Raw genomic sequence first — 24,236 nt, forward strand, 5'->3', positions numbered from 1 at the left:
CTTGTGCCCATTTTTTCTCAATGGGGTTAAGATCAGGGCTATAGGGTGGCAGCCATAGAATGCGATGACCATGTCTGTTGAGCAGTTTTTGGATACGTCTGCTTTTATGAAACCTAGCGTTATCCATAACGATCACGCATTTAGTCTTGAGACTTGGAATAAGTGTGATCTTACACCAGTCATAAAATATATTGCTATTGATATTCTGTTCAAAGTAATCAAGCGCAAACAGCATCTTGTTATAAAGAGCACCGATGACGTTAGTTCTCTTTTTTGCTTGCCAGTTGTAGCTGTCGATACAGGGTGTACCAATCGGTGCATAGCCATGAGAGCGGATGGTCTCGTGCTCAAAGCCGCTTTCATCCATATAGATAATGGGATAGCCTTGCTGCGTAAAGCGATCAAGTTTACTCTGATAAGCCACTCTTTTTATCAGGCAGGCTTTTGGATGCTCTAAGGTCTTTTTTTTGACTGATACCTAGACGTTTTAAAGCAGTGTGCATGCCGGTCTTACTACAGTTGAATCGCCTAGCTCGCTCGTACAGATAATCGTCTGGATATTGTTCAACGTCTTTTAAGAGTGCTTCATTCGGTATTTTAGTTGGTGATTTATCTCGAGTTTGTTTGATACTTGGGTTTCTCAGCCAGCGCTGTAATGCGGTTTTGCTAACATTATAGAAAGTACAAGCCTGACGGATACTCATGTCTTTGTTTTTGACACTTTTAATCACTTGTGCTCGAAAATCTGCTGAATAGGTCATTTGTTCTTCTGCTATTTCGCTTGCTTTAAAACGATTGTATCTTATTTAAAAAGAACTGACTATACCTATTGTTATAGCCTAGTAAGAAAAATAAGCATATATAAAATTATTTATAAATGCAAAACAATAATTTAACTTTTGAAAAAGATTATAAAGCCGTAAAACTATACCAATAAGAATTTATAGAGGGCAGCCTATTTATAAACCCTTAAACACGCCCCATATCCCATATAGAGAATAATTCTTTGAAAAAATAAAAGAGCACTATGATTTTTATAAGTAATAACATTAGCCTAAGCGATAGTGATGTCGAGATTAGCGCCATCCGTGCGCAAGGGGCAGGCGGACAAAACGTCAATAAAGTTTCCTCCGCCATTCATCTGCGTTTCGATATCAAGGCTTCAAGCCTGAGTGACTCTCAAAAGCAGCGTTTATTAGATAGCAAAGACAGCCGTATCACCAAAGACGGTATCTTTGTCCTCAAGGCACAGCAGTACCGTACGCAAGAGCGCAATAAAATTGACGCCTTTGAACGTCTAAAAGCCTTTATCGTGCAAGCCACCCAAGTTACCAAAGTTCGCAAGCCCACTAAGCCGAGCAAAAGTGCCAAGCGCAAACGTGTCGATCAAAAAACCCAGCGTGGTAAACTCAAAGCCTTACGGGGTAAAGTAGATTTTTAAAGGGCTTTTAGGTTGCTTGGCAGCCTCTAACGTCCTGTCCATACCGCATGACGTTTTTCGATAAAGGCATCAATCCCTTCCGTCACATCGTCTGCCATCATATTGCAAGTCATGACCTTACCAGCATAGTCGTAAGCCTCTGCCAGATCCATATCCAATTGTTTATAAAACATATCTTTGCCCGTCTTGACGGCGACCGAAGACTTGGCAGTGATCGCTTCAATTAAGGACTGTAGCGTATCATCTAACTGATTGGTGGGTGCAAGACGATTGATCAACCCTTGTTGTTGTGCTGTATGCGCATCGATAAACTCACCCGTGATGAGCATCTCAAAGGCTTGTTTGCGAGATAAGTTGCGGCTGACGGCCACGGCAGGGGTGGAGCAAAACAGCCCAACATTGATGCCAGAGGTTGCAAACTTAGCGTCATCAGAGGCCACTGCTAAGTCACACGCTGCCACCAATTGACAGCCAGCAGCAGTAGCAATGCCTTGTACTTTGGCGATCACGACTTGCGGCATCTGATTGATGGTCAGCATCATTTGACTGCACTGTGCAAACAGTGACTGATGAGCGGCTTCATTCATATTCGCACGCATCTCTTTTAGATTGTGACCTGCACAGAAGGCTTTACCATTGGCGGCAATGACTACCACATGGATATTATCGTCTTGCGCAATATCGTCCAGCTCTGTTTGCATGGCCGCCAGCATATCGACCGATAGCGCGTTGAATTGTTTGGGGCGATTGAGAGTAAGGGTAACGACGCCGTTGTTGTTGCTGTCTTCTCTAATAACTAAGGGTTCATCTGTGGGTTTGTTTGTCGCTGCATTGGTATTTGAATGAGACCGCGTCATTTTTATCGTCCTTGATAGTGAGGGTTTGTTTTGTAGGAGCAAGAAATGTCTTGCATGATATTTGCTAAACCGTTTGTTGTTGGCATGTCCTGCCAGTTATATCATAAATGAGCTACAAAATGCATCCTAGTAAGTTACCAACATACCCACTCTTTACAATAAAGGTTACTGCCCAAACGCATCGCTGCTGCCACATTGAACGCTGTGGTTTCAACATTTTCATAGCCACTTTTTAATACCTTATCAACAGTGTCTAACTTTTGGATACTGGGCATGACAACATCAAACTGAGCGCTCTGAGCAGGGTTTAAACCGTCAACGCTACCGCAAATAGCGATGACAGGCTTACCATGGGCTTTTGCAAGTTGGCTGATGCCGCCTGCAACTTTACCCATCGCACTTTGTGCATCAAGCTTGCCTTCGCCAGTAATCACCAAGTCAGCGTGAGCAATGTGCTTATCTAGGCTGACAGCCTCAGCGACGGTATCAAATCCTGATTTAAGATTAGCGCTGCAAAAGGTCATTAAGGCAAAGCCAAGACCGCCTGCTGCTCCAGCGCCCGCTATATTTTGATAATCTTGATAGCCATGCTGATGGCACACCGCTGCAAAGTGACTTACTGCTTTATCTAATAGCGCCACTTGTTTGGGACTGGCACCTTTTTGCGGGCCAAAAACAGCGCTGGCTCCTGATGATCCGCATAATGGATTGGTCACATCACAGGCCACCTCAAAGACGGTGTCTAAAACCTTTGGATGGAGTCTGACAGCATCTATTCGTCTCAAGTGAGCAAGCTCGCTACCGCCTTGGGCTAGAGCTTGGCCTTTAGCGTCATAAAAAGCCATTCCTAATGCCATGAGCATACCGAGTCCTGCATCATTGGTGGCACTGCCGCCCAGACCGATGATGATGCGTTTGACGCCTTCGCCCAAAGCATCAGCAATCAGCTCGCCAACCCCATAGCTACTGGTGATTAATGGGTGTCTTTCCTCACTCATTAATAAATGCAGGCCGCAGGCTTGGGCGATTTCTATCACCGCTGTGTTGTCGGGCAACAGCAAGTATTTGGCGGTAATGGGTCGCATGAGTGGATCATTGACAATCACATCCTTCCAGCGCCCGCCTAGTGCGTAAGACAATATGCTTGCTGTGCCTTCACCACCATCAGCCATGGGCAGTAGCGTGTAGTCGGCATCAGGAAGCACCTGTTCAAACCCAGATTGGATAGCGCGGCAAACCTCTAGCGCTTCTAGACTTTCTTTGAAGGCGTCGGGGGCGATTAGGATCTTCATGGCTTTTCTACAATGAGTCAAGATTAAAGGTTTAATAGACCTTAATCATATCATCATTAATCAAATAATCTGCTACCATAGCTGCTGTTTTATCTTTACGACTAGGAATATTTCTTGACCACTTTTACCGCGCCAACCATTGCCAACATAGAAAATAAAGACCTACGCCAGCAGCTACAACAGATTATCGATAGCAAGACCAAGCCACTGGGTGCGCTTGGCCGTTTAGAGTCGTTAGGCTTGCAGCTGGGTATGATTCAAGGAACGACCACGCCACATATTGAGCAGCCACAGATTCGAGTGTTTGCCGCTGATCACGGCTTGACCAAGCATGGTACTTCCGCTTATCCCAGTGCGGTCACCGCACAGATGGTCTACAACTTCTTGCAGGGCGGCGCAGCGATTAACGTTCTGGCTCGTCAGCATAATATTGAGCTCAAGGTCGTCGATGCTGGAGTAAATACTGACTTTGCCAACTCTCCTTTTAAAGGGCATCCGCAATTGCTTGATTATAAGGTCCGGCATGGTAGCCGAGATGCGTTATCAGAGTCTGCGATGACGAATGCAGAATGTCTGACTGCATTAGAGAGCGGTATGGCAGTGGTCAACAATTTGGCAGGTAATTTGCTCATCGTCGGTGAGATGGGGATTGGCAATACTTCTGCGGCAAGCCTGCTGCTGGCCAGATTGGGTGATGTCCCGATAGCTGATTGTATCGGTCGGGGTACGGGCCTTGATGATGTAGGGCTACAGCATAAACAGAGTGTTTTAACACAAATATTGCAGCGCCATCAAAAGGCACAAGCGCCATTGGAAGTGCTTGCGGCATTGGGCGGCCTTGAGATTGCCATGATGGCAGGTGCCTTGATTCAGGGTGCCAGTGAGCGCCGTATTTTATTGATTGATGGCTTTATTGCCAGTAGTGCTTTGTTAGTTGCTGAGCGCTTAGCGCCAGGGGTCGCTCAATACGCTGTATTCGCCCATCATTCCGTCGAGCCAGGCCATGCACATCTATTAAAGTTACTACAGGCTGAGCCACTACTCGACATGGACATGCGCTTGGGTGAGGGCAGTGGGGCGGCGCTTGCTTATCCACTATTGCAGTCTGCTTGCGCCATTATCAATGAGATGGCAAGCTTTAGTGATGCTGGTGTGAGTGAAAAAGACAGCTGATGCCAGACCTATCAGACCTACCAAATAAACAGCAGCAACACGCCAGATCGATATGGAAGGCGATTAAACATGAATGGACGCTATTATTGGTCGCCATTCAGTTTTTGACCCGTCTGCCTGTGCCACGGTTTCGCCATTATGAACCGCAATGGTTACATCAAAGCAGTCGCCATTTCCCTGCAGTCGGACTGCTCGTCGGACTGCTTTGCGCTGGTGTGTTTTGGTTGACCAGCAGCTTGTTTACGCCACTTGTGGCGGCAGTGATGAGCACCGCCTTTGGCATCAAGCTCACGGGCGCTTTTCATGAAGATGGCCTTGCCGATACGTGTGATGGGCTGGGCGGCGGTCTGACACGTGAGCGTACTTTGACCATTATGAAAGACTCGCGTTTGGGCACTTATGGCGTGTTGGGTTTGGTTTCAGCGCTATTGCTCAAGATCAGTTTGCTCGCTGCCATGCCGCCCTCCGTCGCTATAGTTGCTTTGGTTGTTGGCCATACCGCTTCACGCCTACTTTGTATCAGTCTGATCGCCCTATTGCCTTATGGTGGTGAGGTTGCGCATGCTAAAGCCAAGCCAATGGCGCAGCAGCTAACCCCGAAGCAAGGTATTATCGCCAGTGGTTGGTTGCTATTGAGCGTCATTTTAATGATGGCTATATCTCCTAATGCCATGCAAAAAATTAGTATCGGTCAGTGGTTGTTGGCCTTAGTATTGGCGTTAGTTGCTACTGACTATATGCGCCGCTTATTACGTAGACGGCTTGATGGCTATACAGGTGATGGGTTGGGAGCCACGCAGCAGCTGAGTGAAGTGGCGATTTATGCGGGACTGGCGGCCTCTATGCCTTTTTTTTAAAGCAATAGAAATCAAGTAGGAAAATAAATAAGGAGAGTTTTTTAATGACGCTTTATATCTGGCGTCACCCCAAGCCCATGGCCACTGAGGGTATCTGTATCGGGCAAACCGATGTGGCAGTTGATAAGCGTAAATTAAAACGCCTTGCCAATCGCATTGAGCGCTTTACCCGTCTGCAGCAACTGCCCAAAGTCATTTGGGTCAGTCCCTTACAGCGCTCGCTAAAAGTGGGGCAGATACTGGCGCGGCGTGGCTTTCAGTGCCGAGTCGCGCCTGAGCTGGCAGAGATCAATTTTGGCGAATGGGATGGCCGCTCTTGGGCACAAATCGCTAAGCAAGAGATTGATGACTGGTGTGATGACTTTGCGCATTTTGCGCCTGATCATGGCGAGAGTTTGCAGCAGTTGTTTGATCGTGTTGAGATGTGGTTGGCTAAAAGGCTAGCTGAACAAGACAATCTCCCGATACTGGCTGTCGGCCATGCTGGCTGGATTAATGCTGCTAAGATGATTGCAGCTGGGCAAAATATACCCAAGGTAGCGGCGGATTGGCCGTCTGCGGTGACTTATGGGGCGTGTAGTTGTTTGGAGATTTAACAGGCTCTAATAAGATTCTCGTAATTACGATATGTCACGAGAATCATGGTATTAGAAAATGATTTTTTTACGCTAAGAAGCCGGCTGAATGTCTAGTTTAAACTTCCACGAGGTCGCCGTCGTCGCCGTGCTATCAGGATAACTGATCTTATCCAAACGCACACGCGCATAGCTGTTGCCTTCAGCAGATCTGATGAGGGCGCCTTGCGCATTATCAAGCGGTGTTATTATCTGTTTTTATGAGGACACGCCCTAGTAAGAGAGTGATAAAAAAAGGCTGAGCCAACGCCCAACCTTTTATCACAGTATTTATCTAACGTATTTTTGCAACGATCAGTCTTTCAAAACTTCTGCCATCGCATTGGCCACATAGTCGACGTTATTGACATTCAGGCCAGCCACACACATACGTGAGTTTGATACCATATAAATACCAAACTCATCTTTCATGCGTTCAACTTGCTCTGGCGTCAATCCGGTAAAGCTAAACATACCGTTTTGGGCAGTGAGGTAATCAAAGCTGCGCCCCGGGACTTTTGCTTCTAGCACGGATTTTAACTTCAAGCGCATGGCTTTGATACGGTCACGCATGGCATAGACCTCACCCACCCATTGCTCATGCAAGGCGTCGTCATTCATGACGATATCGACCACACGGCCACCATGTGATGGTGGGCTTGAATAGATGCGACGCACTGTGTAGGTAAGCTGACCAAAGACCCGCTCAGCCTCATCTGCTGTCGGGCAGACCACGGACAGACCGCCGACACGCTCGCCATATAATGATAGGTTTTTGGAGAAAGAGTTACTGACAAACAATGGCAGGCCCATATCCACAGCTTTACGAATGGCATAAGCATCGCTGTCCATATCATTGCCAAAGCCTTGGTAAGCGATGTCCATAAATGGAATCAATTCACGCTGTTGAATGACTTCCAGTACTTTATCCCACTGCTCTTGTGTCAAATCTACGCCCGTTGGGTTGTGGCAGCACGGGTGCAATAGAATCACGTCGTTTTTATTAAGGGTTTCAAAAAACGCAATCATCTCATCAAACTTGATACCACCAGTTGCTTGGTCGTAGTATGGGTATTTTCCGACTTCGATATTACTACCTTCGAAGATAGCGATATGGTTGCCCCAAGTCGGGTCGCTCACATAGCACTTAGATTGCGGAAACCACTGATGGATAAAGTCAGCGCCTACTTTTAGGGCACCTGAACCACCAATGGTTGCAATGGTTGCGACAAGACCATCTTTTAAGACTTGCGCCTCTTTGCCGAACAACAGCTCCTGACAGCCTTTACGGTGGCCCGGTAGTCCTGCCATTGGTAAATAAGGACGAGGAGAGACTGGATCTGCAATACGCTTTTCAGCAGTTTTTACACACTCAAGCACTGGCATTTTGCCATCTTCATCATAATAAACGCCTACGCCTAAGTTCACTTTATCTGGATTGCTATCTTGTGCAAACTTGCCCATTAGCCCTAAGATTGGATCACCAGCATAGTAGTCGATACGTTCAAACATTTTTTTTCCTTACAAGAATAGAGATAAAGCCGTTAAAAAGCATAAACCAGTTTGGTGATTAACTCAACGTTAGATTCATCTTTACAGCAATTATTTGACGGTAGCAGCTTTCTTAATCATGCCGGCAACTGTCTGAGACACTGATCAAAATCAGTGAGTCACTATGCCTCACTCACTATGTATCAGTCTTTAGGTAAGTCATTAAAGTGGTTGGCAAAGTATGTCTGTAAAAACTGCTTAAAGGCGACAGTAGCTGGAGATAAAGAGCGAGAGGAGCGCTGATAAATAAAAAATCGCCGTGTTTTTACTGGCTGTAATAAAGGGCGCATCAACAGACCGTTGGCACTTACCCAATCAATCACTTCAGGCATATATGGCAGACACAAGGTAATACCAAAACCTTGACGGGTCATCTCAAGCGCAGTCGACATAAAATTTACTTTATAGCGTGCTTGTTGGATATGAGCTGCGACAGTTTCGTCAAGCTCAGTGGTGACTTGTTCAAGAAAAGGACCCTGCAAAGTAATCAAGGGGTTGTCTATCAAATCCTGCCAAATGAGCTCGCTTTTTTTTGCCAGTACATGATTATCTGGTATCACTACACAAAACGGCAGCTCATATAATAAGTCAGCATTGATATCATCCTCAGTGTCCATAAAACCAAGCTCGGTGCCGACACCTAGGTCCACCTCGATGTCCTGAATGTGCTCGAGGACGTTCTCTGCGGAGCAATCAAGCAATGACACACTGATATCGGGATAGTCTTTGGCAAACTGAGCAATAACCGCAGGCATGGAAGAGGCGGCAAACTGCGATACCGCCAGTCGCACCTGGCCTTGCGCTAGGCTGGTTAGACTGCTGGCTTCATTTTCAAATAAATGCATCTCATTGAGGACTCTGCGAGCTTGTGGCAGTAAGTGTCGCCCAACCGCAGATAAAGTCAGCTGGCGAGTGGTGCGATCAAATAACACAATGTCTAGACTAGACTCTAGCTCTTTGATCAGTCCGCTAACGGCTGATTGCGTCAAATACATCTGCTCACTGGCACGGGTAAAACTGCCATTGTCAGCAACTTTGATAAAAGCGGTCAATTGTCGAATACTGATATTCATAAGAAAACCTGATAAATAAATAAAAAAATACGATTGGTCTTATAAATAAAGCTAATCTAATATAAATACACCGTCAACAAGATTTGTTGCAATAACTGCAATAAACCACGTATTACACCGATTTTATACCACCAATTGAAATTAAGGATGATGACAATGGCAGATTTATTTGACAACCCAATGGGATTACAAGGGTTTGATTTTGTTGAATTCGCCTCGCCCAACCCTGAAGCCGTGGAAGCACTATTTGAGCAGCTGGGTTTTAGTCATGTTGCCAATCACAGATCCAAAGATGTGTCTTTATACCGTCAAGGCGACATCAATCTGATTCTCAACCGTGAGCCCAAAAGCCCAGCCAGCTACTTTGTAGAAGAGCATGGTGCAGGCGCTTGTAGTATGGGCTTTCGTGTCAAAGACTCTACAAAAGCTTATGAGCTTGCAGTCGAAAACGGTGCCCAGCCAGTAGAGGTGCCGACAGGGTTTATGGAGCTGAGACTGCCTGCCATTAAAGGGATTGGCGGCTCACTGATTTATTTGGTTGACCGTTTTAAAGACGGTGAATCTATCTATGATGTCGACTTTGAGTTCTTTCCAGAGGTGGACAGACGTCCTGTCGGCCATGGTTTCAAGGTCATCGACCACCTTACTCATAACGTCTACCGTGGCCGTATGGCTTACTGGGCAGACTTCTATGAGCGCATCTTTAACTTCCGTGAAATCCGCTATTTCGATATCAAAGGTGAGTACACTGGGCTTACCAGTAAGGCCATGACAGCTCCTGATGGAAAAATCCGTATTCCTCTAAACGAAGAATCGAAGCAGGGCGGCGGCCAAATCGAAGAGTATTTAATGCAATTTAACGGTGAAGGCATTCAGCATATCGCCTTGGCCAGTGATGATCTGCTCGCCAGTATTGATAAGCTCAAAGCAGCCGGTATCCCGCTAATGACAGCGCCACCTGCCGCCTACTATGAGATGTTGAGCGAGCGTTTACCAAACCATGGCGAAAATGTCGATGAGCTGCAAGCTCGTGGCATCTTGTTAGATGGTACGACAGAGGGCGGAACCCCGCGTCTGCTGCTACAGATTTTCTCAGAGACCATCTTAGGCAGCCCTGTATTCTTCGAGTTTATCCAGCGTAAAGGTGATTATGCTGAGGGCTTCGGCGAGGGTAACTTTAAGGCGTTATTTGAGTCGATAGAGCGTGATCAGATGCGCCGCGGTGCTATAGATCAGCCAGAGACTGAAGCTGAGTAATATACTGGCTTTATGAATCAAGGGGCGGGGCAAAAGGAGTTTGTCTTGCCTGTACTCTAATATCACAGGTGTCAAGACAATGATGCCTTTACTGAGAGTCGTTTAGGACCACAATCTACAAGGAATACCGGCATGGAACGCCAAGATAAGCAACCCTACGTGTCGCATCAACCTGATGCCAATGGTCATATTCACTATAGTGATGATGAAAATGCTATGTGGCAAGCCTTGCTCGAGCGTCAAGCCAAGCAAATACCAAACCGTGCTTGCTCGGAGTATCTAGAAGGTTTAACCAAACTCGACCTACCGACCACACGTATCCCACAACTTCACGATATTGATGACGTACTACAAGCCACCACAGGCTGGCAGACCGCTGCCGTGCCTGCGCTTATCAGTTTTGGGAAGTTTTTTAAGTTACTCTCTGAAAAGCGTTTTCCCGTCGCCACCTTTATACGTCGTCCCGATGATATGGATTATATCGAAGAGCCTGATATCTTTCATGAGATAGTCGGGCATTGTCCGCTGCTGACCCATCCTGCGTTTGCTGCTTTTAATGAGACATATGGTAGGCTTGGGCTACATGCAAGTAAAGAAGAGAGATGGTTTTTGGCACGACTGTATTGGTTCACTATTGAGTTTGGATTGGTGGGCCATCATCGTCAAGACCGCAGGATCTACGGTGGTGGCATTTTAAGCTCACCTTCTGAAACGCTCTATGCGCTCAATAATGACGCTCAAAACCAACCCCAGCCTGAACACCGAGCATTTGATTTGCTCGATGTGCTGCGCACGCCTTATCGAATCGATCATATCCAACCGATTTATTATGTGATTGATGATTTAGATACTCTCTTTGACATCGTAGATAGCGACATCATGGCAGTGGTTAAGCAGGCCATGTCACTTGGACTGTTTGAGCCAACGTACTCCGTCGCCACCAATTGATATTATTCGACATTTAGGGCATGTCACCAATTAGCCCATATACATATTTGACGGTCTTAAAATAAAAGGAACTTATTATGACAACATTATCACAATCTAGCTGTGAAGCTTGCCGTGTCGGCGCACCAACAGTCAGTGAAACTGAGGCACGCGAGCTACTAAAGCAAATTCCAGAGTGGTCGCTGATTGAAGTTGATGGCATCAGACAGCTACAGCGCCAGTATAAGTTTAAAAACTTTGTCACCGCAATGGCATTTGCCAACCAGCTGGCAGACATCTCTGAAGCGGAGGGGCATCATCCAGGCATTTTGGTCGAGTGGGGTAAGGCCACTGTTACTTGGTGGTCACACAGTATTAAAGGCTTGCATCATAACGACTTTGTGATGGCTGCAAAGACTGATGATCTGCTAGGTAAGTAATCAGAGTGGCAAAAATCAGAGCAACTCATTAAACTTGCCCCACTCACGGTTAACGCCAGCTGTACTTTCTAATATAAGGACGTGTGATGCCACCAAAAATACTGACTCAATCTTCCCCTCAACTGGCTTTTATGATTTCTGCCATTGTTATCGCCATCATGGGTGTCACCATGATCGGCTTTGGCTGGGTGCCTCATCTTTCATTGATACTTGCTATCTGTGTGCTACTGGCCATCGGTCTCATCAAAGGTTTAAACTTCAATGACATGCAGGAGCAAATGGCGTCAGGCGTCATGCGTGGCATTGGGGCAATATATTTGTTCTTCTTTATCGGCTTGATGGTGGCCGCCTTGATGATGTCTGGTGCTATACCGACGCTGATGTACTTTGGTTTTCAGCTGATCTCGCCAGAGTACTATTATATCTCTGCCTTTATATTGACCTCTATTATAGGTGTGGCATTGGGTAGTAGCTTGACGACAGCAGCGACGCTCGGTGTGGCTTTTATTGGTATGAGTCATGCCTTTGATGCCAATGTCGCTATTGCTGCGGGCGCTATAGTATCGGGGGCATTTTTTGGTGATAAGATGTCGCCACTGTCAGATACTTGTACCATCGCTTCATCTGTCGTGGGCATTGATCTGTTCGAGCATATTCGCAATATGATGTATACCACAGTACCGGCTTGGATACTGACGGTTATACTTTTTTGGTTTTTTTCTGGTACAACGGTTAGCTCTGATTTAAGTCAAGTGACGGTCTTGCAAGGTCAGCTGATTGACAGTGGACTAGTGCAGAGCTATGCGGTATTGCCCTTTATCGTGCTCGTAGGCTTAGCCGTGTTCCGCATCAATGCTATCTATACTATCATCTGTACCATTATTGTGGCATTGATCGTCACCTATTTTCATAGCTCGCCCAGTATTGGACAATTAGGGGGTTATCTGTTTGCAGGCTATACACCTGCTGAGACTTTGGATCTGGGTGAAGTGGGCGGCATGATATCGCGTGGCGGCGTACAAAGCATGTTCTTTACTCAAATGATTGTGGTATTGGCGCTGAGTCTTGGCGGGCTGTTGACTGCTTTAGGCATCTTGCCAGCACTATTGTCAGGCATCAAAGACACGTTGACCACTTCAGGGCGTGCCATCTTTGCTGCTGCTATGTCGGCGCTGAGTATCAACGTGCTTATTGGTGAGCAATACTTGAGTATTCTACTGTCAGGCACCGCATTTCGTCCAACCTTTGAGCGTTTGAACTTACACCCCAAAAACCTATCACGAACGATTGAAGATGCAGGAACGGTCATCAACCCCCTTGTCCCTTGGAGTGTATGTGGTGTATTTATTAGCCAAGCGTTAGGAGTGCCCGTACTGGATTATCTGCCGTATGCCTTCTTTTGTTATCTGTCGTTGTTTTTGACATTGATATTTGGCTTTACAGGATTGACGATCAGTCGCACAGATGGGGCCAAGCCGTCAGCTGGCGAGTCTTAAAACGACTTGAGCATCAACCAAAGTAATCTTTGTCGGTATAACGGCTAAAGGCTTAACCCATCCTATCAGAGCCGCTCTATTTTGCTAGAGGCGGCTCTATGCTACTTATCGACTATAATAGTAACGGCAATGGTTTGGTTTATACCAGTAGCACGTTGTCAAAGCGGTGCTCTTTTTATTCAGGATTCACTACATAGCAGTATCTCAGATACTACTGCACGCATTTTAAAAGAATTTTAGATGTGCATATCTTGGGGCCGCAGCATAATCACTAAAGCAGCTAGCCAACTTGATAATGCTGGACGATCGTCATAATCTGTCGAATAGTCTGTTGCTGAGTCCTCAACGGCAGCTGTTCGGTAGTACCAATCACAGTAAGGGCATATTCTAATTGTCTATCATCAGCGGCTGAGATGGTTGCCGGTGCAGTCGTCGCTTGGGGCGGTAGGATGGGGATACTAACAGCGTTGATGCCCATCAGCATATCACCGGTCACTGTCGCATAACCTTGTCTGCGGACAGCGGTTTGTAGCTCAGTAAACGCTTGCCATTTAGCTGTGAGCTCTGCATCAGTGAATCCAGTAGCAGGCTTTTTGGTCGTCTCTTTGAGACAGCTTTGCCATTCTGCCAACATCAAAGGTTTAATCGTAGCATCGGGATGATAGCTGGCGAATAGTTTGCCTGTCGCCGAAGACGACAGTGGCATACGTGAACCTATACGAGTAATGATACTGATCGGACTGTCTGGCTCAAACGACTGGATAATGATAGGGCCTTCATTAAACCACTTAGAGATTTGTACCCCACACTTTAAGGTATCTTTGATTTCAGTCGCAGCAGTGCTCAGCCGTTGCAATAGATTGTTTTGATCAAGGCCTGTATATCCTAGCGTCTTGACTCTCGCCCCTAGACCATAACGCCCATCATCGAGCTTGCGTGCATAGTTCTTTCGGATAAGGCTGACCAAGTAGCGATGCGCTTTTGCAGGATGCATCTTAAGAGCATGCGCAATATCCTTTAACATCATCGGCTCGTTATGCTCTACGAGCACATCGAGTACCGCTAACCCAATCTCAAGGGACTGGATGCCACCTTGGCTCTTGCTTATGACTTTTTCGGTTGATGACATCACATACTCAATTCAATAATGCTTCGTGAAGCGTGTTAATCATATTACTTATTATGTAATTATATAGGTAATGATTAATTTTTAATATAGGTAAAAGAACAAACGCTCAGCGCTCATTGTTATAGCCGATCCACTATAAAGTAGATACAGTGCCACTGAAACATTGACTTAAATACAAGTTGCGCTGCCTTTGTTGATGCCTGATAAACGAGCACTATATGTCATCAAGACCTTGCTTTTTTGATGCCCTAAAAACCATACCCAATTGGCGCAATATCAGTACATATAGTCAGCTGAATGTAAAACTGTTAAGGGTTTGAACGTACTACTGGTATACATTTTACTTGTGTGCTGTGTATCTTCGATGCTGCGCAACCTATATTTTGAACAGAAAGCATCCCAATAGCGCTATGACATTGTTAGAGTGTATCGACTATACTGTCCAACGCTGCAATATGCGATATAATCTTAAGATTGAAGTAAAGATACCGTTTGTTGCTGTTGTTGGTTTGCACACAGCGGATGGTTGTGTCTTATTGCGCTTGTACGATATGGGATAAAAGATATAAATGATGAAGACTGAAGTCAATAAGCCGCTTTCTTTTAGAAGGTATCCTTCGACCACTGCATTGCAATGCTTTGAAACGGCTGCTCGGCACTTAAGTTTTACGAATGCTGCGCAAGAGATGCATATGACGCAAAGCGCCATCAGTAAGCAGGTCGCTCAACTCGAAGAGATGCTGAATCTGTCACTTTTTTATCGCACACCGCATCGAATCTCTTTAACCCCAGCGGGGAAGACCTACTATCTTGAGGTCTTAGAGATTCTCAAACATATCGAAGCGGCGACGACCAGCTTGATGTCAAATAGTGATAACTCAGAGGTACTCAAGATTGTCTCTCATCCCACATTTTGTTCACGTTGGCTGATGCCCGCTTTAAAGGGGTTTAGCCAAGCACAGCCTTTGATTAATTTAGATATCAAAGAGTTGGCTGGGCCGTTTTTTTCTGAAGATCAAAATGTCGATGTGGCTTTTTTATATGGGGATGGCATCTGGGGCGGGATGGAGTCAATCAAGCTGTTTGACGAATATAGTGTCGCTGTCTGTCATCCTGACTATTTAAAAGACAAAGCACCCTGTACCAGTAATATAGACAACTGCACTTTATTACAGCTCAGCTCTCGCCCAAGCGCTTGGTATGAGTACTTTAGACAGCAGGATATCAGTATCGATGGCACTTTTGTAGGCCCACGTTTTGATACCTTCCACACCACTATTTCTGCCGCTTTACTCGGGTATGGTATTGCATTGGTGCCGCTACGATTAGTGGCTCCAGAGCTGCGATCAGGTGCTCTAGTGACAGCTTGGCGCTATGCTGTCAAAGGCAGAGGCGCTTATTACATATCTTATCCTTTATCATTGGGGCGATCGCACAAGATAAAGGTGCTTTTAGAGTGGGTTTCAGCCTATCTGGACACCTCAAACGATCATGAGCAAGGCTTGGATTTTTACCAGCAGTCATAGAGTGATTTTAGCTACTGATTGTCGATATACTCAGCATGCTCAATACACTCTAATCATCCATACTTTTAAACAGACAAAAATGCCGACTATATGTCGGTTTTTTGATGATGACAAAAAGGAATGGCATCACAACTTATATTCGTTTGCCGATGACAGTAGGGTTTGCTGAAATGATGGTCTAACTCAGGGAAGATGAGAGACAGTCATGGATCAGCTATACAATGTCACGGATGCTTTTACGATGGTGCATCCAGTGACACTTACCAAGGGGGATAATGCTAAAGTCTGGGACGATCAAGCGCGCTGCTACATCGATTTTGTGGGCGGGATTGGCGTATTAAACTTTGGGCATTGTCATCCTGATATCGTCAGCGCCATCACCAGTCAAGCGCAGTCACTCATTCATTATGCCTATAATGCGGCCGCTCATCAGCCGTATCAAACCTTTATGCCAAGATTGTGTGCGTTCGTTCCTATCGAAGATGAATGCTCAGGCATGCTCACCAACTGCGGCGCAGAAGCCACCGAAAACGCCATAAAAATTGCTCGTATGAAGACAGGCCGTACCGGTGTGATTGCTTTTGATGGCGGCTTTCATGGGCGTACGCTTGCGGCGGTGAATCTCAACGGCAAGGTCGCACCTTATAAGCGTGGACTAGGCCCTTTAGCTGGCGGTGTTTATCATATTCCTTTTCCTAGTCCTGATAGCGAGGTCAGTGACCAACAGGCTATCGACGCATTAGAGCGTTTGTTTGCGGTCGAGACAGATGTGCAAAATATCGGTGCCGTTATTGTGGAGCCAGTACAAGGAGAGGGCGGTTTTCAACTGATGTCAGCTTCATTTGCGCAGTACTTGCGAGGCTTTTGTGATGCGCATGGCATCTTGCTAATCATGGATGAGATTCAGTCTGGCTATGGCCGTACCGGGGTGCCTTTTGCCTTTACCCATTTAGGGATTGAGCCTGATCTGCTCTTATTAGGCAAAAGTATCGCTGGCGGTTTGCCATTGGCGGCTGTGATCGGTAAAGCCAGTGTGATGAATGGCCTGCCCAAAGGAAGTTTGGGAGGTACCTATTCTGGCAACCCTGTCGCTTGTGCAGCGGCCAATGCGATTTTGGACATCATGCATGAAGATGAGGTATGGCAATCTGCCCAGTATTATGCAGAGACGATCGAAAGTACATTCACTGAGTGGCAACAAACAGGCGTCTCACCTTGGCTACACGACCTCACTGGTATAGGCGCTATGCGTGGCATAGTGCTGCGTCATCCTGTATTTGGAACGCATCCAAGTGTCATGGCTTTTGTATTAACACAAGCACGAGAGCAGGGGCTGCTTCTTATGCCAAGTGGCAAACACCGTCATATTATTCGTTTATTACCCCCACTGACGATAGAGCCTGACACCCTAAAGGCCGGACTTGATATTTTAAAAGAAGTGCTCAGCGCCATTCCAGATGAAGCACCCCAACCACAGTTGACTTAAAAAGGATATTTATCTGTGAAAAATACATTTATAAATAGTGACGATATTCGCCATGATTTTTCTGCTGCGATGTCAGAGATGTACCAAAAAGAAGTGCCTTTATATGGGGATCTTATCGACTTGGTGACTGAAGTCAATACAGCAGTACTCAGTGAGCAGCCTGAGGTGAGACAACAGCTTGAGCACACAGGAGAGCTAGACCGACTCAATATGGAACGTCACGGTGCCATCAGGCTTGGTACGGCCCATGAGCTGAGCATGATGCGCAGACTCTTTGCCGTGATGGGCATGTATCCTGTAGGCTACTATGATTTGGCGCCGGCGGGTGTGCCCGTACATTCTACGGCCTTTAGAGCCATAGATACGCAATCTCTAAATAACAGCCCATTTCGGGTGTTTACCTCTTTGCTGCGCTTAGATCTCATCACTGATGAAGCGCTAAAACAAGAAGCGATCACCGCTTTGAATAAGCGTAATATATTTACAGACAAGGTTATAAATTTAATCAAACGCTTTGAGACTCAAGGCGGCCTGACTGCTGATGAGGCACAGCAGTTTGTCAAAGAAGCATTAGAGACGTTTCGTTGGCACGATAAAACGCCTGTATCTAAAACACTGTATCAACGGCTGTTAGCACAGCATGGACTGATCGCTGATGTTGTGGGTTTTAAAGGCCCTCATATCAATCATTTGACGCCCAGAACCTTAGATATAGATGCAGTACAGGCAGGTATGCAGGCCAAGGGCATCCCGCCAAAAGCGATTATCGAGGGACCACCAAAACGAGACTGTCCTATTTTGTTAAGACAAACCAGCTTTAAGGCTTTAGAGGAGCCAGTAAGTTTTCAAACCCCAGAAGGCAGCTATGAAACAGGGCATCATACGGCAAGGTTTGGTGAGATTGAGCAGCGTGGCGTGGCCTTAACGCCCAAAGGCCGAGAGCTATATGATCGGCTGCTTAACCAAGCTCGTAATCAGCTACAAGCCACACCAAATGCGGACAATGCTACAGAGTACTATCAGATTTTAGAAAAATCGTTTGAAGCTTTTCCAGACGATTATCTGACATTACATAATGAAGCGTTGGCTTATTTTTATTATCAAGTGGCCGATGATGTCGCTGCAAGTGGTGATGATATTAATGCTCACACAGATGACGAAGCGCAGACAAACGCTCTGAGTGACTCTGTATCCAAGCAAACCCTCTCTGAGCTGATTGAGCAAAAGATCATTCGTCTTGAGCCTATTGTCTATGAGGATTTTTTGCCAGTGAGTGCGGCAGGTATCTTCCAGTCCAATCTGCATGACGCTGAGCAAAGCCACTATGAGGGCAGCTCAAATCAGCAAGCGTTTGAGCGTGCTTTAGGTGCTTCTGTCTACGATGAGCTTGCGCTATATCAGACGATGCAGCACCAAAGCCTCAAGGCGTGTTTGTCAACGCTCGGCAGTGATGTTTAAAACCAGGCGTCAATAGAGGAGTGGTCAGAGGTTGACCTGTCATTCCAAAAAGGAATGGCAGTAAGAAATTAATTATTTTGCAACTTAGCTTGCTACAAGGTAACGTATTAAGTCTGTCAAGGAAGTATCAATCAACATAAAAGGATGCGATATGATTAAGCAGTATATGTCCGCTATGGGTGTCAAAGAAGAACAATATCAAAATGGCGACTTTGAAATTCATACCCCAATAGATGGCTCTGTGATAGGTAAAATCACTTTGGATAGTGTTGAGGATGTCAACACTAAAGTTGCTAACGCCAAAAAGGCCTTCAAAGAATGGCGTACCGTGCCGGCACCAAGACGCGGTGAGCTGATTCGTTTGTTGGGTGAGGTGCTGCGTGAGCACAAAGAAGATTTGGGCATGCTGGTGTCATTTGAGGCGGGCAAGATCAAAGAAGAAGGCCTAGGTGAAGTGCAAGAGATGATCGATATCTGTGACTTCGCCGTTGGTTTGTCTCGTCAGCTGTATGGTCTGACGATCGCATCAGAGCGCCCAGGTCACCACATGCGTGAGACTTGGCATCCTCTAGGTGTCATCGGTGTTATCTCTGCCTTTAACTTCCCAGTCGCTGTATGGTCCTGGAACACAACACTGGCCATCGTCTGCGGTAACCCTGTGGTGTGGAAGCCATCAGAAAAAGCCCCTTTAGTGGCGCTGGCTTGTCAAGCCATGTTTGAAAAAGCCTTAGCTAAGTTTGGCGATGCGCCAGAGCATCTGTCGCAAGTACTACTAGGCAAGACGGATGTTGGTAATGTTTTGGTAGAAAATAAAGATGTGGCCTTGGTCAGTGCAACGGGCAGCACCCGTATGGGTCAGGAAGTAGGACCAAAAGTCGCAGAGCGCTTTGGTAAATGCTTACTTGAGCTAGGCGGTAACAATGCCATGATATTGGCGCCAACTGCCGACTTAGACTTGGCATTACGAGGTATTTTGTTTTCAGCAGTTGGGACAGCCGGCCAGCGTTGTACCACCTTACGTCGTCTGTTTGTACACGAATCCATCAAAGACGACATCTTACCCCGTATCAAGTCCGCTTATGAAACCGTCAGTATCGGTCACCCACTAGAAGGCAATCTGGTCGGTCCGCTGATCGATGAAGACAGCTTTAATAACATGCAAGAGGCCTTAAAAAAGGCCAAAGAAGCGGGCGGGACAGTCACCGGTGGCGAGCGCGTACTCGAAGACAAGTATCCGAATGCTTATTATGTCACCCCTGCCATTGTGGAGTTTGATGAGCAAAACGATGTTGCTAGAAGTGAAACCTTTGCGCCTATATTATATGTCATGACCTATAAAGACTTTGATGAGGCGATTGAGATGCAAAACGATGTCCCTCAGGGCTTGTCATCTTGTGTGTTTACCAATGATGTGCGTGAAGCTGAAACCTTCCTCAGCGATCGCGGTAGTGATTGCGGTATTGCTAATGTCAACATTGGGACTAGCGGTGCAGAGATTGGTGGTGCCTTTGGTGGTGAAAAAGAGACAGGCGGTGGGCGTGAGTCTGGATCGGATGCATGGAAAGTTTATATGCGCCGACAGACCAATACGATTAACTATTCAACCGAGCTGCCTCTAGCGCAAGGCATCAGTTTTGGTTAGGTAAGGCGATAAGCCTCTTTTTTATAAATTTATAAAGTATTGATTGACTTGTAAGATTTGAAATATTGGCTGACTACTATGCATACGAAAGGTATGCTTAGTAGTCGCGAGTTGCTTTAAGGTCATAAAGCAATAGGCAGTTTTGGATGAAGCTGCGAACACTAAAGATGACTACTAAGGAAGGTAGAACGCTCATGACTAAAGAAAAAAATCACGACCCTGATATTGATGGCTATGGGCCATCTTCTAACTTTTTACTCGATATTGCCCCGCTTGTTTTGACTGCCATGATTCTCATGGTGCAGTTTTTCATATTTAAAGACTTTACCCCTCATATTCCTTTAGCTTGCGGCATTTTAATTACCGGCTTGTTTATGAAGATGCGTGGCCGTGGCTGGGAAGGCATGGAAGAGCGCTTTTTAAAGGTCATCAAGATTGGTTTGCCGGCGATGATTATTTTAATGGGTGTGGGTATGCTGATTGGGGCATGGATTATCGCAGGGACGGTCCCGACCATCTTATATTATGGTTTTAGTATATTTTCCCCTTCCACTTTTTTAGTTTCTGTTTGTGCGATTTGTGCCATTATTTCTGTGGCCACAGGTACGTCGTGGGGGACTGTCGGTACCGTCGGTCTTGCGATGATGGGTATCGGCATGGGGCTTGGCATACCAGCGCACTTTACTGGTGGTGCTATCGTCTCTGGTGCGTTTTTTGGAGACAAGATGTCGCCATTGTCAGACACCACCAACCTGACGCCGGCAGCAGCTGGTGTTGAGCTTTGGGATCACATCAAAGGCATGTTGCCGACGACTGTTCCTGCAATGCTCACTGCGTTGGCGATTTATGCTTGGATTGGCATGGGCTATGGCGATGACAGTATTGATTTGTCCTCTATCCAAGCGCTACAGGATAACTTAGCCGCTAATTACAACCTAAGCATAATCACCTTGCTACCAGCGGTAGTCGTTGTGGCAGCCGCAGTTATGAAAATGCCAGCCATTCCGACAGTATTAAGCGGTGTGTTTGTAGGCTCCGTGATCGCTGTCTTTTTGCAGGGTGTGGGCGTTAGCGATGTTTTTAATGTGTTACAAAACGGTTTTGTCAGTGAGACAGGCTTTGAGGTGGTTGATCAGCTGCTATCAAAAGGCGGTGTGATGTCGATGACATGGGTCATTAGCTTGACTATTTTTGCATTAGGTTTTATCGGGGCATTAGAACATTACGGCACACTCAAAGCCATCATGGCAAAGATCAATCACTTTGTGAAATCTCGTCTAGGCTTGATTTTTACGACCTATGGCAGTGTACTCAGTGTCGGTACGCTTATCGGTGATGTTTATACGACTTGTGTTTTACCAGGCCGTCTACTACAAGATAAGTATAAAGAAATGGGCTATCAGCGTACGACGTTGACCCGCTCAATCGAAGATGCAGGTACGCTTTTATCACCGCTTATTCCATGGAACATGGGGGGTAGCTTTGTGGCAGCAACACTTGGCATTGCGACCTTGACTTATGCACCCTTTGCTTTTGCCTGCTGGTTATCACCCTTGTTTGGGTTGTTATGGGCGTTCCTTAATAAGTTTATACCACGCGAAGAGCCTTCTATAGAAAATTCTGGCACGACGGCTTCGATCAGTGACGTGGGATAAGTAGGGAGTATGAAATGTTGCAAGAGCAGTGTCTATGGGACATAACTGCGCCCCTTATTGATACCTATAGCCAAATGAATAGTGACACTCAAGCGACTGTTTGTATCATTGGCGGTGGTTATACAGGGTTGTCGGCTGCGATTCATCTGGCCGAAAAGGGCGTCAAAGTTGTGTTGTTGGAAAGTAAAGCTGTCGGCAGTGGTGGTTCAGGAAAAAGTGTCGGGCTAGTCAATGCCGGCACTTGGGCGCGTCCAGATGACTTAAATGTGGCTCTAGGCGAAGAGGCAGGGGAGCGTCTGACAGAAGCCCTTGGACAAGCGCCCAGCTTGGTGTTTGACTTGATTGAACGCTACAATATTGATGCGCAAGCGACCCGTGCGGGCAATATTCACATGGCCCATAATGCTATGGGTGAGCTCGATGTCGATATCAGATACGAGCAGCTCAGCCGCCGTGGAGCCGATGTCGAGATATTAACTGGCAGTAAGTGCCATGAGTACTGTGGCAGTACCAGTATCAACAAAGCATTGTTAGACCGTCGTGCAGGCACCTTAAACCCGCTTGCTTATACAAGAGGACTGGCAAAAGTTGCGACAGATCTTGGTGTGACTATTTATGAGCATTCAGCTGTTGAGTCGCTACAAAAAGTAGAGGGTTATTGGTATGCGAGGACGGCGAAGGCTCGTGTGAGATCTGAGCGTGTTATCATTGCAACCAATGCCTATACTGAAGGTGAGTGGACAGAGATTGCCAAGACATTTTATCTGGTTTACTACTATCAGATTGCCTCTGAGCCGCTTAGTGGAGAAGTAGCAGATCGTATCTTACCGTACGGGACGGGTGCATGGGACACACGTTTGGCATTATCTAGCTTTCGCCGTGATGACGATGGTCGTCTATTATTAGGAACTGTCGGTGGCACACAGCTCAAACCAAAGTCTTTTTATCAGTCGTGGGCCAATACGGTACAAAAAAGCTATTATCCAGATTTGCCAGCATTTAAGTGGCAATACGAGTGGTGTGGTAGCTTTGGCTTTACTCAAGATCATATCTTTCGAGTGATGGAGCCTGATGAAGGCCTGCTGACGGCAACGGCCTATAATGGCCGAGGCATTACTACAGGTACGATGATGGGTAAGTGCTTTGCAGAGTACATCATGACAGGCAATAGAAACGCTATTCCTATACCATTCAAGACCTTAGAGGAGTCAAAAGTCTCTTTTGGTGGTCTCAAATCTGGATTTACCGAATTAGGATTGACACTGTATCATGCTGGTCAGTTTCTAAAGATAATCAGATAGCTCAACACTTCTTGAAGACACTCTCTAAACCTATTTTATAATATAAAAGCATCGAAGCCAGGCAGCATTGTGTTGTCTGGCTTTTTTAGTGATCATTATTTCAACAGACTCTATTCTGTTCAGGCGCAATGTCTGGTAAAGTCAATAAACACTGTATGATTAAGTTTATACTTAAGGACGAAGGTGCGCATGCAAACCCCTATTAATAATGACCATGATAATCTAGCCAATACTGCTCATCATAAGACTTGGCTGTTTGTGCCTGCCACAAGAATAGAACTGGTCGCCAAAGCCTTTGTCAGTGGTGCCGATGCCGTGATTGTGGATTTGGAAGATGCAGTGGCGCAAGCGGACAAACCACAAGCCCGTGACCATCTAAAAACTTATCATGATAGTGCCGATTATCAAGCGGTGTGGGTGCGTATCAATAAAGCAGGGAGTGATGAATTTGTCAAAGACTTGCAGCTTTGCCAGCAACTGCCTAATCTGGCAGGCGTGATACTGTCCAAAGCCGAGCAAGCTGCAGATATTGAACAAGTTTATCAGCGTACAGGGTTGCCAGTGATTGCCTTGATAGAAAGTGCCATCGGCTTATATCAAGTCGATGCCATGGCCAAGGCGTCAGGGCTGCTGACATTTAGTTATGGCTTTTTGGATTTATGCAATGATTTGCGCGTGCAAGTCGGGACGCCAGCAGCGGATATCATCGCCAATCAGATTCGCTATCAGCTCATCCTGACGTCTAAAGTCCATGAGCTAGCGCCACCTATTGATACTGTCTATCCGGATTTTGATGATACTACAGGTCTGAATGTACGTGTGCAATTGTGGTCGCAGATGGGGATGGCAGGCATGCTTTGTATTCATCCTAAGCAGGTCGCTGTGGTACAAAAAGCGCTTGAGCCGACAGCTGCTGAGATTGAGTTTGCCAAACGTGTGGTAGCAGAGTATGAGCGCAGCGGACAGGCGGTATTTAAGATAGACGGCGAGATGGTCGATGCGCCAGTCATTAAACGCTGCCTACAGCTATTAGCGGAGTAAGGTGACCACACACCTTACAT

The 24,236-nt window shown here is 46.3% G+C and carries 22 protein-coding genes; 15 read left to right on the plus strand and 7 right to left on the minus strand.

The features are described from left to right. Positions 1–424, minus strand: a 424-nt coding sequence (locus J3492_RS10115) for an IS630 family transposase (protein WP_207988744.1), incomplete at its 3' end; no start/stop codon positions are given. After that, positions 408–761, minus strand: a complete 354-nt coding sequence (locus J3492_RS10120) for an IS630 transposase-related protein (protein WP_207988742.1) — start codon at positions 759–761, stop codon at positions 408–410. The genes J3492_RS10120 and J3492_RS10115, both read right to left, overlap by 17 nt. Before the next feature lie 266 nt (positions 762–1,027). On the opposite strand from J3492_RS10120, the gene arfB reads away from it, so the two are divergent. Continuing rightward, the gene (gene arfB / locus J3492_RS10125; RefSeq protein WP_207991933.1) at positions 1,028–1,441 is read left to right on the plus strand and encodes an alternative ribosome rescue aminoacyl-tRNA hydrolase ArfB; all 414 of its coding nucleotides are present in this window, start codon (positions 1,028–1,030) and stop codon (positions 1,439–1,441) included. A gap of 26 nt (positions 1,442–1,467) precedes the next feature. On the opposite strand, the gene J3492_RS10130 is transcribed toward arfB, so the two are convergent. Both J3492_RS10130 and J3492_RS10135 read right to left on the minus strand, forming a co-directional pair. Then, entirely contained in the window at positions 1,468–2,298 is an 831-nt protein-coding gene (locus J3492_RS10130) for an enoyl-CoA hydratase (RefSeq protein WP_207991934.1), read from the minus strand. A 134-nt stretch (positions 2,299–2,432) separates the two neighbouring features. Further along, positions 2,433–3,590 (minus strand): glycerate kinase, encoded by a 1,158-nt coding sequence (locus J3492_RS10135; protein WP_207991935.1) that lies wholly within the window; start codon positions 3,588–3,590, stop codon positions 2,433–2,435. Between the two features lie 114 nt (positions 3,591–3,704). Here J3492_RS10135 and cobT point away from each other — a divergent pair, with 114 nt between their 5' ends. The 3 genes from cobT to J3492_RS10150 are packed head-to-tail and all read left to right on the plus strand — an operon-like array spanning position 3,705 to position 6,216. Beyond that, positions 3,705–4,763: a nicotinate-nucleotide--dimethylbenzimidazole phosphoribosyltransferase gene (gene cobT, locus J3492_RS10140; RefSeq protein WP_207991936.1), complete on the plus strand. Its 1,059-nt coding sequence runs from the start codon at positions 3,705–3,707 to the stop codon at positions 4,761–4,763. After that, complete coding sequence (gene cobS, locus J3492_RS10145) at positions 4,763–5,620, plus strand: adenosylcobinamide-GDP ribazoletransferase (protein WP_207991937.1); 858 nt, start codon at positions 4,763–4,765, stop codon at positions 5,618–5,620. Before cobT ends, cobS begins: the two co-directional genes overlap by 1 nt. A gap of 44 nt (positions 5,621–5,664) precedes the next feature. Then, entirely contained in the window at positions 5,665–6,216 is a 552-nt protein-coding gene (locus tag J3492_RS10150) for a histidine phosphatase family protein (protein WP_207991938.1), read from the plus strand. A gap of 333 nt (positions 6,217–6,549) precedes the next feature. On the opposite strand, the gene J3492_RS10155 is transcribed toward J3492_RS10150, so the two are convergent. After that, the gene (locus J3492_RS10155) at positions 6,550–7,746 is read right to left on the minus strand and encodes an amino acid aminotransferase (protein WP_207991939.1); all 1,197 of its coding nucleotides are present in this window, start codon (positions 7,744–7,746) and stop codon (positions 6,550–6,552) included. Positions 7,747–7,928: 182 nt separating this feature from the next. Then, the gene (locus J3492_RS10160; RefSeq protein ID WP_207991940.1) at positions 7,929–8,858 is read right to left on the minus strand and encodes a LysR family transcriptional regulator; all 930 of its coding nucleotides are present in this window, start codon (positions 8,856–8,858) and stop codon (positions 7,929–7,931) included. Positions 8,859–9,014: 156 nt separating this feature from the next. Here J3492_RS10160 and hppD point away from each other — a divergent pair, with 156 nt between their 5' ends. The 4 genes from hppD (at position 9,015) to nhaC (J3492_RS10180) (ending at position 12,978) form a co-directional block, all read left to right on the plus strand. Further along, positions 9,015–10,115, plus strand: coding sequence for a 4-hydroxyphenylpyruvate dioxygenase (gene hppD, locus J3492_RS10165; RefSeq protein ID WP_207991941.1), 1,101 nt, complete (start codon positions 9,015–9,017; stop codon positions 10,113–10,115). A 132-nt stretch (positions 10,116–10,247) separates the two neighbouring features. Then, entirely contained in the window at positions 10,248–11,063 is an 816-nt protein-coding gene (phhA, locus tag J3492_RS10170; protein ID WP_207991942.1) for a phenylalanine 4-monooxygenase, read from the plus strand. Between the two features lie 77 nt (positions 11,064–11,140). Next, positions 11,141–11,482 carry a 4a-hydroxytetrahydrobiopterin dehydratase gene (locus tag J3492_RS10175; protein ID WP_207991943.1) on the plus strand — a complete coding sequence of 114 codons (342 nt, stop codon included), beginning with the start codon at positions 11,141–11,143 and terminating at the stop codon, positions 11,480–11,482. 86 nt (positions 11,483–11,568) lie between these two features. Then, the gene (gene nhaC / locus J3492_RS10180; RefSeq protein WP_207991944.1) at positions 11,569–12,978 is read left to right on the plus strand and encodes a Na+/H+ antiporter NhaC; all 1,410 of its coding nucleotides are present in this window, start codon (positions 11,569–11,571) and stop codon (positions 12,976–12,978) included. 280 nt (positions 12,979–13,258) lie between these two features. Here the strand turns inward: nhaC (J3492_RS10180) and J3492_RS10185 are convergent, their stop codons facing one another. Further along, positions 13,259–14,107, minus strand: a complete 849-nt coding sequence (locus J3492_RS10185) for an IclR family transcriptional regulator (RefSeq protein ID WP_207991945.1) — start codon at positions 14,105–14,107, stop codon at positions 13,259–13,261. Positions 14,108–14,676: 569 nt separating this feature from the next. Between J3492_RS10185 and J3492_RS10190 the strand changes: the two genes are divergently transcribed. From J3492_RS10190 to J3492_RS10220, 7 genes are all read left to right on the plus strand, one after another. After that, the gene (locus J3492_RS10190) at positions 14,677–15,633 is read left to right on the plus strand and encodes a LysR substrate-binding domain-containing protein (RefSeq protein ID WP_243453219.1); all 957 of its coding nucleotides are present in this window, start codon (positions 14,677–14,679) and stop codon (positions 15,631–15,633) included. Between the two features lie 205 nt (positions 15,634–15,838). Further along, the gene (locus J3492_RS10195) at positions 15,839–17,119 is read left to right on the plus strand and encodes a 2-aminoadipate transaminase (RefSeq protein WP_207991946.1); all 1,281 of its coding nucleotides are present in this window, start codon (positions 15,839–15,841) and stop codon (positions 17,117–17,119) included. A 69-nt stretch (positions 17,120–17,188) separates the two neighbouring features. After that, on the plus strand, positions 17,189–18,577 hold the full coding sequence (gene hglS / locus J3492_RS10200; RefSeq protein WP_243453222.1) for a 2-oxoadipate dioxygenase/decarboxylase HglS: 1,389 nt from the start codon (positions 17,189–17,191) through the stop codon (positions 18,575–18,577). Between the two features lie 151 nt (positions 18,578–18,728). Continuing rightward, positions 18,729–20,219 carry an L-piperidine-6-carboxylate dehydrogenase gene (gene amaB / locus J3492_RS10205; RefSeq protein ID WP_207991948.1) on the plus strand — a complete coding sequence of 497 codons (1,491 nt, stop codon included), beginning with the start codon at positions 18,729–18,731 and terminating at the stop codon, positions 20,217–20,219. Positions 20,220–20,413: 194 nt separating this feature from the next. Continuing rightward, complete coding sequence (gene nhaC, locus J3492_RS10210; RefSeq protein ID WP_207991949.1) at positions 20,414–21,874, plus strand: Na+/H+ antiporter NhaC; 1,461 nt, start codon at positions 20,414–20,416, stop codon at positions 21,872–21,874. A gap of 14 nt (positions 21,875–21,888) precedes the next feature. Next, entirely contained in the window at positions 21,889–23,175 is a 1,287-nt protein-coding gene (amaA, locus tag J3492_RS10215) for an L-pipecolate oxidase (protein ID WP_207991950.1), read from the plus strand. A gap of 189 nt (positions 23,176–23,364) precedes the next feature. Next, entirely contained in the window at positions 23,365–24,216 is an 852-nt protein-coding gene (locus J3492_RS10220; RefSeq protein WP_207991951.1) for an HpcH/HpaI aldolase/citrate lyase family protein, read from the plus strand. The last annotated feature ends 20 nt before the right edge of the window (positions 24,217–24,236 follow it).

It is taken from the genome of Psychrobacter coccoides, assembly GCF_017498085.1.
In the GTDB taxonomy this organism is placed as follows: Bacteria; Pseudomonadota; Gammaproteobacteria; order Pseudomonadales; family Moraxellaceae; genus Psychrobacter; species Psychrobacter coccoides.